Source organism: Aliivibrio sp. S2TY2 (assembly GCF_028765525.1).
Taxonomy (GTDB): Bacteria; Pseudomonadota; Gammaproteobacteria; order Enterobacterales; family Vibrionaceae; genus Aliivibrio; species Aliivibrio finisterrensis_A.
Window position 1 is genome coordinate 14277 of the sequence record NZ_JARACS010000022.1, and the last position, 13009, is coordinate 27285.

The 13009-nt window shown below is 35.4% G+C and carries 15 protein-coding genes; all 15 read left to right on the top strand.

Features of this window, described 5'->3' with window-relative positions; all coding sequences use genetic code 11:
- Positions 1 to 80 precede the first annotated feature (80 nt).
- Positions 81 to 737, top strand: a complete 657-nt coding sequence (locus PVK63_RS19620) for a hypothetical protein (RefSeq protein ID WP_274449270.1) — start codon at positions 81 to 83, stop codon at positions 735 to 737.
- A gap of 810 nt (positions 738 to 1547) precedes the next feature.
- Positions 1548 to 1853, top strand: coding sequence for a hypothetical protein (locus tag PVK63_RS19625; RefSeq protein WP_274440949.1), 306 nt, complete (start codon positions 1548 to 1550; stop codon positions 1851 to 1853).
- Between the two features lie 42 nt (positions 1854 to 1895).
- Complete coding sequence (locus PVK63_RS19630) at positions 1896 to 2180, top strand: hypothetical protein (RefSeq protein ID WP_065601585.1); 285 nt, start codon at positions 1896 to 1898, stop codon at positions 2178 to 2180.
- A gap of 707 nt (positions 2181 to 2887) precedes the next feature.
- A complete protein-coding gene (locus PVK63_RS19635) occupies positions 2888 to 3643 on the top strand; it encodes a carbon-nitrogen hydrolase family protein (protein WP_081327803.1) in 756 nt (251 codons plus the stop codon).
- Positions 3644 to 4112: 469 nt separating this feature from the next.
- Positions 4113 to 4514, top strand: a complete 402-nt coding sequence (locus tag PVK63_RS19640; protein WP_069582279.1) for a GNAT family N-acetyltransferase — start codon at positions 4113 to 4115, stop codon at positions 4512 to 4514.
- 176 nt (positions 4515 to 4690) lie between these two features.
- Entirely contained in the window at positions 4691 to 5179 is a 489-nt protein-coding gene (locus tag PVK63_RS19645; protein WP_274440945.1) for a hypothetical protein, read from the top strand.
- Positions 5180 to 5927: 748 nt separating this feature from the next.
- Positions 5928 to 6986, top strand: a complete 1059-nt coding sequence (locus tag PVK63_RS19650) for a ParA family protein (protein WP_274440944.1) — start codon at positions 5928 to 5930, stop codon at positions 6984 to 6986.
- Between the two features lie 230 nt (positions 6987 to 7216).
- The gene (locus PVK63_RS19655) at positions 7217 to 7672 is read left to right on the top strand and encodes a YhfG family protein (protein ID WP_254106423.1); all 456 of its coding nucleotides are present in this window, start codon (positions 7217 to 7219) and stop codon (positions 7670 to 7672) included.
- The gene (locus tag PVK63_RS19660) at positions 7665 to 8267 is read left to right on the top strand and encodes a putative adenosine monophosphate-protein transferase Fic (protein WP_274440942.1); all 603 of its coding nucleotides are present in this window, start codon (positions 7665 to 7667) and stop codon (positions 8265 to 8267) included. Before PVK63_RS19655 ends, PVK63_RS19660 begins: the two co-directional genes overlap by 8 nt.
- Positions 8268 to 8453: 186 nt before the next feature.
- On the top strand, positions 8454 to 8951 hold the full coding sequence (locus PVK63_RS19665; protein ID WP_274440941.1) for a hypothetical protein: 498 nt from the start codon (positions 8454 to 8456) through the stop codon (positions 8949 to 8951).
- A gap of 158 nt (positions 8952 to 9109) precedes the next feature.
- Entirely contained in the window at positions 9110 to 9574 is a 465-nt protein-coding gene (locus PVK63_RS19670; protein WP_274440940.1) for an ASCH domain-containing protein, read from the top strand.
- Positions 9575 to 9718: 144 nt separating this feature from the next.
- Positions 9719 to 10069 carry a hypothetical protein gene (locus PVK63_RS19675; RefSeq protein ID WP_274440939.1) on the top strand — a complete coding sequence of 117 codons (351 nt, stop codon included), beginning with the start codon at positions 9719 to 9721 and terminating at the stop codon, positions 10067 to 10069.
- 157 nt (positions 10070 to 10226) lie between these two features.
- On the top strand, positions 10227 to 11006 hold the full coding sequence (locus tag PVK63_RS19680; protein WP_274440937.1) for a hypothetical protein: 780 nt from the start codon (positions 10227 to 10229) through the stop codon (positions 11004 to 11006).
- A gap of 785 nt (positions 11007 to 11791) precedes the next feature.
- Positions 11792 to 12637, top strand: a complete 846-nt coding sequence (locus PVK63_RS19685; protein ID WP_274440935.1) for a hypothetical protein — start codon at positions 11792 to 11794, stop codon at positions 12635 to 12637.
- Positions 12615 to 13009, top strand: a 395-nt coding sequence (locus PVK63_RS19690; protein ID WP_274440934.1) for a hypothetical protein, incomplete at its 3' end; no start/stop codon positions are given. The genes PVK63_RS19685 and PVK63_RS19690, both read left to right, overlap by 23 nt.

Here is a 13009-nt window from a genome sequence, read left to right on the forward strand (position 1 = left end):
GTCTCAGTGATTAAGGCGTTAAAATTCAGCTAGGTCTGTATCGTAGCAAACGTGTTATGCAGGCGTTATATGCTTCAAGGATGAAAAAAGTGAAATACGATATCTCTTTTATACATACAGGTCAGGTTCATATCGAAAAGTTTGGTTCATTAGTCGCTGAACTTTCTCCCCATTTACTTATAAATCATATTGTTGATGAGTCATTGTTAACTCATGCTCAGCAGTTTGGTGTTGATTCGATATTAAAATCTAACCTTGTAGTGCAGTTGGAAGCTTTGAGTTTAATTAGTAAAGTCATTGTGGTCACTTGTTCATCGATTGGTGGCATTGCTGAAGAAATAGACAGCCTAAATGGTTGTAAAGTTCAACGAGTCGATCAAGCAATGGCTGACTTTGCTGTTGAGAATGGCAATGACATTTTGGTTCTTGCGGCATTAGAAAGTACTTTAGAACCAACTCGTGACCTGTTGCTGAAGTCGCTAGCCAAACACAACTCAAAATCCAAGCTTACTTTGTGCCGTGTTGAAAATGCATGGGAGTACTTTCTAGCTGGTAAAATGGATCAATATTATGACCAAATCAGTGCTGCAATTACTTCTAATGAAACAAAATATGACTTAATTGTATTAGCTCAGGCTTCAATGTCTGAGGTTCAAAATAATATTAACGTTTCTATTCCAGTCATTAGCAGTCCACGTCTTGGTGTTGAACGGGCAATAAAAGCACTGACAATTTAAGGCGCATATAACAAATGCATCAACACGATTTGCTACACTCGGCGTTGTCAGTTTGCCTTTAGTTTCAGTGATTAAGGCAGTAAAATTCAGTTTAGTCTGTATCGTAGCAAACGTGTTATGCAGGCGTTACACGAACTCTAAGATCGCAGTTTTTTGGTTCAGTTTAGCGATTGAGCCGTTAGTTTTTTAGGCGTTAAAGTAAGGTGGTTTTCCTTTTTCTTTGTTGCCTTTTGGTGTTCGTTTCATCAGGTTCGGCATTGAACTATTATTGCCCCAAATTCAGGCGTTTCAGAAACTAATTTACGCTTCAATTGTTCTTTGGTTATGCCTCATTTTATCCAGTAGCAGTGTTTTGCTCTTAGCATTTTCAATCCCAATAGTGGTTAGGATATTTAGTTTATCAGCTCAAAACTTGCTGAAATCAAATCGTACAAATGGTGCTAGAAAGAGGATTGTTTCGTTTCGCAGTTTTTGTAGTTGAACGGTTCTTTTGTTCGCTAAATTAGCTTTTGTAATTTAGAATTGGTTTTTAAATATTATTGGTAAATCAGTTCTTTACCAATTAAAGCGAAGCGTTGACAAAGATCGTGTAACAAAGCAATCAACACGATGCTAATTACACTCGGCATTCGCGGTTTAGAGTATAATTGGTTTGGTAATTAAGTCGTTCGCACGTGTTATTGCGGCGTTATGTGCTTTTTTGCTGTGTGAGGCTTACATCTTCTTTTCTATTGAAGTAGAGCACATTTTATTTATCGTGAAGGGTATAATCTTAATACTTGATTGTGACTAAAACGAGAAAATTAACCTATGATCAAGCAGTGGAAAAATAAGCAATTTGAACGTTGGACAATTACCCGTAAAAAAGGGCAGTTAAACTATGTTTTAAAGCAAACATTGATTATTGGTGGCGCTGTTTTGTTTGGTGGATTTATTGGCTTTATTGTTTTCGATAAAATACGTACATGGGAAGAATATTGGTTAGACTTCTATGTACAAGTATCTGCTTTACTCGTTTTTGGTTTAATCATAAATTATTTTATGTGGATAATAAGTGAAACAATTTATGAAAAAGAGTGTAAGAAAAGAAGGTTAGAAAAATCGTCAAATTCTTAATTACTCAATTTAAATCTAGTACACGATATAAGGTTATGTTTTATGAAAGACCCTGATATTGCATTTCACAAATGGAAAAATGAACGTAAAAGAGGAATGATTAGCTATATGATACGTAGCTCTAGTCTTGCTCTATTTGGTTTGCTTGTCGGTCACATTCTTGCCGGTTTTATTTTCCCATCTTCTGCGTGGTATTTATCATCAATACAAGAATCAGCGATTTATATCACAATTGCAATTGGTGTATTGATACCAACAAGTTTAATTTCATGGTTTTTTCGAGAGCGTAAATATCAAAAACATCTGTCTAAATTGAAACGCACATAACAAATGCATCAACACGATTTGCTACACTCGGCGTTGTCAGTTTGCCTTTAGTTTCAGTGATTAAGGCGTTAAAATTCAGTTAGGTCTGTATCGTAGCAAACGTGTTATGCAGGCGTTATACGAACTCTGAGAATACAGTTTTTTGGTTCAGTTCAGCGATTGAACCATTAGTTTTTTAGGTGTGAAAGTAGGGTGGTTTTCCTTTTTCTTTGTTGCCTTTTGGTTTCCATTTCATCAGGTTCGGCATTGAACTATTTTTGCCCCAAATTCAGGCGTTTCAGCGGCTCATTTACGCTTCAATTGTTCTTTGGTTATGCCTCATTTTAGTCTGCATCAGTGTTTTGCTCTCAGCATTTTTAATCCCAATTGTGGTTAGGATATTTGGTTTATCAGTTCCAAACAGGCTGAAACCAAATCGTTCAAATGGTGTAAGAAAAAGGGATTGTTTCGTTTCACAGTTATTGTCGCTGATTGGATATTTTGCTCGCTTAATTGAGCCAGTCTAATTAAAATCGTTTTACAGCAAATCTTGGTAAATCAGTTCTTTACCAAGTTAATTGGAGCGAAAGCAAGGCTCGTATAACAAAGCAATCAACACGATGCTATTTACATTCGGCATTCGCGGTTTGGAGTGTAATTGGTTTTGTAAGTCGGTCTTTCGCACGTGTTATTGCGGCGTTATAACACCGGTTCATTTTTTATAGTTAGTGAGGTGCTCGTTGAAAGTAGGTATAGCTCAAATGCCCATGGATTGGACTGTTGAGGGGAATACAAAAACGATTTGTAATATCGTTACCAAGAATCATGATCTGGATGTTCTTGTGTTTCCTGAACTGGCAATTACTGGCTTTCATCGAGATATTAAAAACCAGGCACAGCAACATTTGGTCGAAAATGCACTGAATGAAATTTCAATTCAATGCCAACTGTCAAATACATTGGTTTTCGTCGGCTACCCATTAAATGAAAATAATAAGGTTTATAATGTGTACTCTGCTATTAATGAGCAGGGAACTCTTGAGATAGTTTGGCGAAAAGTAGGGCTAACTCAAAGTGAGTGTACATTTTTTGAATCTGGTGATAAGCGTAGTATTTTGGAACATCCACTTGGGACGTTCAGCTCTTATTTGTGCCGTGAGGCAAGCGACGTTAATTGGGTTGTTGAACAATTATCAGTTCAATCGCCATCTTACATTCTCTGGCCAAGCTATATTGGGCAACCTGAATTCTCAGTAAATACTGAAAGTACAAATTATGAGCAAGACTCAAAAAAGATAGCTCAATCACTTTCTGCTATGGTTATTCAATGTAATTGGCCTAATTCTTTGAATAACCCCAATGATAATGGGTTAGGCGGAAGTAAGATAATTTCAAGTCATGGTAATATTATTGCTCAATTGCCCTTCGATAAAACTTGTATTGGCGTATTCGATACAATGACTCACGAGTTAGTAATTAGATAAGTAGGCGTAAGTGTTATAACAAATGCATCAACACGATTTGCTACATTCGGCATTCTAGATTTCTTTTTGTTTACCGTATTAAGTGGTAAATTTGGCTTAATCTGCATGGTAGCAAACGTGTTATGCAGGCGTTAGCCGGCTTTGTTATTTATCACACTTTTATATATTCACTCAGCAGATAAAATAAAGATATGCCATAATGGGTGCGTATAATTAAAAGGGTGACAATTATGAATCAAAAAGTTAAATGTACAAATTGTGGTAACAGTGCTAATGGTTCAGGCTCTGTTAGTTGCTGGTGTGACCGAGATAATTGTACAGGGCAGCGTTGTTCCGCACATCGATTATCTGATAGTTTTAATTGTACTCATTGTGGAGCTGAAGGCACACCAGCAGAAACAATGCAGTATTATAAATATCATTCAAAATAATAATATTAAATTTATGGTTGCGTTAGGTAGGGAATAGTATGGAGTTTATTGATAATCCAAGTAAAGAAATTTTAGAAAAATTACAATTAGAGCTAAAAAACGAATCTAATGTTGGGATCGTAGATATTTGGGCTGAACCAAGGGAGGCAACATTTTATGTCGCCTTAAAGGATAGTAAGCCTGTTGCTGTCGCTACTGTTTGTGGAGATATTGACTGTCCTGAGCTGTATAAACTATACGTAATTCCTTCAAATCGACGTTTTGGTGTTGCTGAACAATTGTTTAATCATGTAATGTTATCAGTGAAACATATAGGAGCTGAGGAATTATTTGTAGAGGCTACAGTTGAATCAGTTCTATTTTGGAATAAAATAATTAATCAAAATGATGTTGAACATATAGAAGGTACTCGTAAAGTATTTTTTAAATTTCAAGAGTAGCTAATTATATTTGTTGTGATGATGGCTATATAGCCGGCTAACAAATGCATCAACACGATTTACTACACTCGGCGATCTCAGATTGCCGGGTGTTTCTCATTTTAGGATGTCAATTTTAAGTATAATTGCATAGTAGTAAACGTGTTATGCAGGCGTTAGGCATCAAGAGGTAGTAAATGAGTAATGATTTAATTGATATATTTATGAATGAGGATGAGTTAGGAATGGTCATTCGAGCTCATATATATCTAGAACAGCATATTGATAAGTATTTATCTCTTGTGGCTTATGAGCCGGCATATATAGACAAAATGCGATTAGATTTCTCTGACCGACTTAGATTAAGTGTTGCTTTGGGTTTAGATGAAAGTTTTTATAAACCAATTACACAGTTGACTAATTTGAGAAATCGGTTCGCTCACAAACCTCAAATGTTGATTAGTAAATCTGATATTAATAACTTATATAAAAGCTTTGAACCGGAAGTTCAAAATGATATTCAGTCATTTGTAGTTAATGGAGTTAAAAAAGGTCAAAAATTTAAGGAGTTAATATTAAAAGATCAATTTTGTTTAATGATGATTGTTCTTAATGTTCAACTTGCTGGTTTCGTAAGAGATGAGGAAGAAGATCAAATAATGCGTATAGAGGATTTCTGTGAGTAATGCCTAACAAATGCATCAACACGATTTGCTACATTCGGCATTCTAGGTCTCTTTGAGTTTACCGTGTTAAGTGGTAAATTTAGGCTTAATCTGCATGGTAGCAAACGTGTTATGCAGGCGTTACACGAACTAAAGATAGCAGTTTTTTGGCTCAGTTCGGCGATAGAACCATTCGATTTTTAGATGTGAAAGTAGGGTGGTTTTCCTTCTTCTTTGTTTCCTTTTGGTATTCGTTTCATCTGGTTCGGCATTGAACTATTATTGCCCTAAATTCAGGCGTTTCAGCGGCTCATTTACGCTTCAATTGTTCTTTGGTTATGCCTCATTTTAGCCTGTATCAGTGTTTTTCTCTCAGCATTTTCAATCCCAATTGTGGTTAGGATATTTGATTTATCTATTCCAAACTGGCTGAAACCAAATCGTACAAATGGCGTAAGAAAAAAGGATTGTTTCGTTTCACAGTTATTGCTGTTGAAATGATATTTTGCTCGCTTAATTGAGCCAGTCTAATTAAACTCAGTTTACAGTAAATCTTGGTAAATCAGTTCTTTACCAAGTTAATAGAAGCGTTGACAAAGATCGTATAACAAAGCAATCAACACGATGCTATTTACATTCGGCATTCGCGGTTTAGAGTATAATTGGCTTTGTAAGTCGGTCTTTCGCACGTGTTATTGCGGCGTTATAACTATGTCTTAGTTACTTAGATACGTGTAAAATAAAGAAAATTATAAATAGGTTTAATAAAATGACTAAAACAATATCAGTCTTTAATAACAAAGGCGGCGTAGGTAAAACATCGATTATTTGGAACTTGGCCGTTTCTTTAGCTGATCTTGATAAAAATGTATTACTTTTAGATTTTGATCCTCAGTGTAATTTATCCATTGCATGTTTAGGTGATCAGGAATTTTCAAATTTATTACAAACATCACCAGCGCACCCATTTGGAAAAACGGTTAAAGCTTTTGCTTTACCGTATATTCAACAAAATAGATTTGGTGACATATACACTTCATCTCCTAAAATAGCTAATCGAAATGGCCGATTAGACATTGTACCTGGAGACTTTTGGTTAAACTCATTTTCAGACGTTTTGAACGTTGGTACTGATGTAATTGGTGGTTCGGGTTTATACCGTTTCATTTTACCTGAATTATTAACACAAGAAGCATCAAGAATTAATGACATTGAGTATGATTATGTCTTAATCGATCTGCCGCCTTCATTTAATACCTTAGTCCGTTCATCTTTATATTGCTCGGATTACTTCCTTGTTCCATGTACACCGGATTTATTTTCATCTTATTGCGTTGGATTAATCGGTGAAATGTTGCCTCTGTTTATTCAAGACTGGGAGCAAGGTAAACAGCGTTATTTACAAAGCAACCCTAATGACCCAGTAATCTTATCGAAAGGTATGCCTAAATTTGGTGGATGGGTTTTTAATAATTTTGACACAAGAAAAAGAAATGGCGTAAAACAAATGGTTGCAGCAGATGCCGTTCATCATGCATCAATTAAAACTGCCATTACTACTCAGTTAATTCCAAGCTTATCTAATATTTCAACTTATTCAGCAATTCCATCATTTGTTAATACAAATTATGTAGCTGGAATTGAAGATTTAAACGTTATGGCTTCGGATAGTATTTTCCAAAATATACCAATTAAATATCTATCCAGTCACCGTCCAACTGCTGGTTTGCGTGGACGTGGATCTTGGGCAGCAAATCAGATTGATTTAATGGGAGAAATGACTCAGGAGTATGAAACATTAGCATCTTATATTGATACTAATTTTTAGTCTGGAGTTTCATAGTTATAACAAATGCATCAACACGATTTACTACACTCGGCATCTCAGGTTGTCGGGTGTTTCTCGTTTTAAGGCGTCAATTTTAAGTATAATCGCATAGTAGTAAACGTGTTATGCAGGCGTTAACTGCTTCTTGGTTAATTTAGCTTTCAAATATGGTAATCATTCTCTTTGAGTAGTAGACTAATATTATTTCCGCATAAATGTGCGAGGTAAGCATGAAGTACGAATTATTAGTTTTAGCTGCAATGACACGATTGGAATCTCCAAATACTCAAGCTATAGTGGCTGCAACTGGGATTTCTGAACGTAAAGTTCAATCCGTAGTTAACTCATTAGTTGAAAATTTAGGCTTAAATATTCAAAGAGAGCGCCAGGGCCGAACCTTCCGTTTTTCTATTAGTAGCTGGGGTGTTTTTGAATCAGGGAAAGCGATTCAATCTCAACTTAATGACATTGATTTAGTTATGCCAAGCAATTCAATGCTTTCTTCTTACGAAGAAAAACATGCCTATTTCGAGCAAGTTAAAATGGATAACTTTAAAGAAAGTATGCGTTTAGAGGGCCATGATGTTGCTAGTAATTTCGATTTATCACTCGATAGAGAGCAACAACGTCAAATTTTGTTAAACAAGTATTCAAACCTTAATTCGTTAGAGGCGCTCAATGGCTGATAAATATGGCACAACACAAGATCCTTATACTTACGAAAATAGTACGGTTCTTGTTAATAAGCTCAATATCAGCAATGAAACTGTACTAGAGGCTGCTGAACGTGATTTAACAACGTTAGCTGCGATGTATGTGGAATTTCAATTACCTCCTTACGATTTCAGCTATCTGCGTTCAATTCATCATGTTTTGTTTTCCGATCTATTTGAATGGGCTGGCGAGTTAAGAGCGATTGATATTTCAAAGGGAAATACACGTTTCTGTAATGTAGCTAGGATTGAAAAAGAAGCAAATAATCTATTTTCAATGTTAGAGAAAGATAAGTATTTAGTGGATCTACCATACGATGAGTTTCTTACTAAGTTAGCTGAGTATTATTGCGATATTAATGTTCTACATCCATTCCGTGAAGGTAATGGTCGTGCTCAACGTTTGTTGTTTGAGCATATTGCAATCAACTGTGGTTACAATATTAATTTTTCTGGTATTACTTCTGAGCAGTGGGTAGCCGCAAATATCCATGGTTATCACTGTAATTATGTGCCAATGAAACAGCTGTTTTCTGTTTGTGTAACTAAAGCTGAAAAGCGCAGTTAACAATCGCATCAACACGATTTACTACACTCGGCATTCTAGGTTTCTTTGAGTTTACCGTATTAAGTGGTAAATTTGGGCTCAATCTGCACGGTAGCAAACGTGTTATGCAGGCGTTATGTGCTAAATGTCTATTCGTTTTTATAATTTAGGTATAAAATTAGCTCATTAATTTTGAGTGAATTGAACATGTATAACGAAAATGAGGAAAGTTTAGGTAAGCAAGCATTTGAAGCTTTGAAAGCTTTAATTTCATTACCTTTTTTACTTATAACAATAATCTTTAATTTGAGTAAGCTAATTGCTGCGATAACACATATTTGCTGGAAGGCAGCTGATGATGCAACAAAAGAACCTAATAAAGATTATATAGACGTAACTCCTAGATATAAACCGAAGCCGATTCCAAGGATAGAGGTAGTTGAACCATACGCCGTTTATGAGGCTTTGCCAAAAGCAACATCAACATTAGTTACAAATATGTATAGTGAATTAGCAAGCATTGAGGTAATAGATAAAGTCATATTAGATAATGGTAAATACATTATTCGATTTACTCATGGAATTTCAACTAATGTAGTGGCTAATATGAGAGCTAACTTCGCTGATAAATATAGCGATTATATTGTGTCCTATCGTAAAGGGATTAATACAGATCGTATGTACATTCAGTTACGTCCTAGATGAAGATATACGCACATAACAAATGCATCAACACGATTTACTACACTCGGCAACTTAGGTTGTCGTGTGTTTATCGTTTTAGGCGTCAATATTAAGTATAATCGCATAGTAGTAAACGTGTTATGCAGGCGTTATATTGCGAAAATAGTTAAGAGGATTTCATGGAAGAACAGTCTCAAACCTACTTAAATCAGTATCTAAGCTCACTTTCTGAAATTGAGCGTGAAAAGTATCAATCATTCAGTTCAGACTATTTCTGTGCTGATGAGCATAATGCCAATTTATGTGCGGAATTAATCCGAATTGGTCAAAAGACAGCAACTTGTAGTTTAAACGTTTGGTATGAATCTGGTGAAGAACCAATGCCAACCGTTGGTCACTTACAAGTGGTCGTTGATTGGAATGGGAACCCAATTTGTATCATTGAAGTTGATTCAGTTGAAACGTGTAAATATAACGAAGTTACGGCTGAGTTTGCTCATGCAGAAGGCGAGGGCGACCGTTCATTAAAATGGTGGCGTGAAGCTCATTGGCGTTTCTTTGCTGCTGAATGTTCAGAGTTAAATATTAAGCCTAGTGAGGATATGGTTCTTGTATTGGAACGATTTCATGTCGTTTATCAATAGGCAATATAACAATTGCATCAACACGATTTGCTACACTCGGCGTTGTCAGTTTGCCTTTAGTTTCAGTGATTAAGGCGTTAAAATTCAGGTAAGTCTGTATCGTAGCAAACGTGTTATGCAGGCGTTATAAGCTAGGAAGGAAATATGCAAAAAATTAGTGTGCTAGTCGTACCAGAAACCAAAGAGTTTACTGAGGACGTTTCACATCACGATGTTGTTTGGATCAATAAGAGTCTCGGAAAGCCAAACTTAGAAGGTCGAAATACTAAATATCTAGTTCCGTATTGGCTTAAAGATCCTGTAGGAGCGAATAGAATTTACCATATATTGGAAATAAAAGAGCACAAAGAATGTTATGGCATTTATCTTGGGAATTCTTTTTTACTTCCAGAACGATGGGAGAGTATTGCTCAAAAAAGACGCTTCGAATATTGGGATTTAGCTGATTTTAAGTTTGTAGAAATTTGTCCAGGTTTGCTTACCATTAATCTGTAAGAACGCTTATAACAAATGCATCAACACGATTTACTACACTCGGCATCTCAGGTTGTCGGGTGTTTCTCGTTTTAAGGCGTCAATTTTAAGTATAATTGCATAGTAGTAAACGTGTTATGCAGGCGTTATGTAACTTAATTGAAATCGGGGTAATGAATTGAAAAAACACGATAAAATTTTAATTGCACTAGGGACTTTTAGCTTAGTGTTCGTTTTAATATTTGAAGTGATAGCGAGAGATTGTACTGAGTGGTTTGCTGGTGCGGGTGAGTTGGTATCAGTATTAGTGAATATATTTTTATCTTGTTTAGCTGGCTGTATAATCTACTTCATCAGTTGTTATTTACCTTTGCGAGAAATTGAGCGTAAGAGACATGAAGAACAAGTTAAAGTTGATGAAATTGTTGCAGTTCACCTAAGAAATGTTTTAGACAGTATATCTAGGATCTTTATTGTTGCATATGGGGATTGGGCGAAATTTGAAAGTATCGTCCTTAACCCATTAGATGAGGTTGAGTTTAAATCAATAGCAAAAAATATAAAGCCAACTGATATTGCTGCAATATCTAGAAGTAAATTTGATCCAAATACTGGTGTGGGGTATCCGATGACAGTTGAGGACTTTATTTTTGAGTCGATAGAAAATATCTTAGGTGAACACCAAAAGCTCTTTCAGCTTGAACGCTTCTTATCCGTAGATCTCATCAAAACATTATCGCGTACAGAACAAACTCAAATTATTAGTAATTGGGACACTTTGATGAACGATAAACCCACAGTCATCGGTGGGCAGAAGTATTATTGTCCAAAAGGGGATTTAGCAAATTACAGCTCGGCATTTAAAAGTTTGGATGAATTATTTAGAAGCTTCCAGAGTGAAATACTCCTTTTAGCACACACGGAAGCAGGTAAGCAGTACAGTAAAGCATTTAAGTAAACAGTTACATAACAAAGCAATCAACACGATTTACTACACTCGGCGATCTCAGTTTTCCGGGTGTTTCTCGTTTTAAGGCGTCAATGTTAAGTATAATTGCATAGTAGTAAACGTGTTATTGCGGCGTTATACGAACTCTGAGAATGCAGTTTTTTTGGTTCAGTCCAGCGATTGAACCATTAGTTTTTTAGGCGTGAAAGTAGGGTGGATTTCCTTTTTCTTTGCTGCCTTTTAGATTTCATTTCATCAGGTTCGGCAATTGACCATTATTGCCAAAAGTTCATGGATTTCAGAAACCAATTCACGCTTCAATTGTTCATGGTTTTGCCTCATTTTATCCTGAATCAGTGTTTTCCTCGTAGTATTCTCAATCCCAATTGTGGTGAGGATATTTGGTTTATTAGCTCAAAACAGGCTGAAACCAAATCGTACAAATGGTGTAAGAAAAAGGGATTGTTTCGTATCACAGTTATTGCCGTTGGTAGGATATTTTGCTCGCTTAATTGAGCCAGTCTAATTAAACTCAGTTTACAGTAAATCTTGGTAAATCAATTCTTTACCAAGTTAATAGAAGCGTTGACAAAGATCGTGTAACAAATGCATCAACACGATTTGCTACATTCGGCATTCTAGATTTCTTTGGGTTTACCGTATTAAGTGGTAAATTTAGGCTTAATCTGCATGGTAGCAAACGTGTTATGCAGGCGTTATGTGTTTTTCTTAACTATCCATAATATTAAACTAAGTGTATGATTAGCCAAAAAAATATATAGGCTTAGGTTGCAATGAAAAACTCTTCTCTTGAATTCCATTTTGAATACAATCCACACCGAAAAAATGTTGCAGATATTTTATATGCAATGGGTCACTATATAGAAGCATATGAAGCTTTTGGTAATGCAATTGCAAATGCTATTGGTCATGATCTAGAGTTCTCTATTGAGCTTGAGGAGATAACTAGTGGCTCAATTAAATTAAAGTTTTTAAAATTATTCGACTTATTAACTAGTCCAAATGATTTAATGAATGATCTAACTGGTAGCGTAAATTCTTATGATGAACTGGTAACAATCACTGATGCGCATAACGAAAAATTAGCTGATAAAGTAAATGCTAGTGGTAAATTTAAAGAACGTATTGAACCGACACTTTGTGAGCTTGATATAGCTTTAGCTATGGATAAATTATCCGAAGCAAATCGAATGATTGAACCTGATGAGAAATTAACTATTACAGAAGATCTAAGCATTCCTGATAATGTTATAAGCATTGATACTGGTTTTCGTTTGACTAAACGACCACGTGAGATGTTTTCTAATTATATGGGGCAGCATGACGGTGATGAAATTGTTAATGTGATTAGGCCTTGCTTTAAAGGTCATCTTAAATGGCGCTTTCAAAATACCAATACAAGATTGATTTATAATGCTCCTATAAAGCATGCAAAATGGTTAGAGGAGTACCAAAATGGCGCTCAAAACATTGAGGTAAAAGATAGTCTTTTAGTTGATTCAACATATGAACTTTGGAAGGTTAAAGGGGAAACTTGTATAAAGAACGCGAGGGTAAATAGGGTTAAAGACATAATAAAATGCAGCGGTGAACAAAATGAACTCTTTAGAAGAGATTAGATATGCAGCAATCCCATATGTTTTTATAATATTACCATTCATTGCTCTAATTCTTGTTAAGGGTTTTACAGGGAATTGGGGGGACTTACTTGTTACTAGTGATTGGGCTGTAGCAAGTGCAATGATCTATTCCAGTTCAATTATTAATGTACGAAGTGCAGCAAAGGAATATAAAGGTAATATTAATGAACTAAGCCTTGATTGGTTTATGAGTATTACCATTTTTATGGCTACAATTAGTGTTGTACTGTATGTACTTGTTCTTTTAGTACCAAGTACAGCATTAGGTATTGCTCAAATTTTATTATTTATCTATGCATCACTATCTCATTTTAAATTTGGTCGAATGATGTATCGTCTTAAAAATAAAAA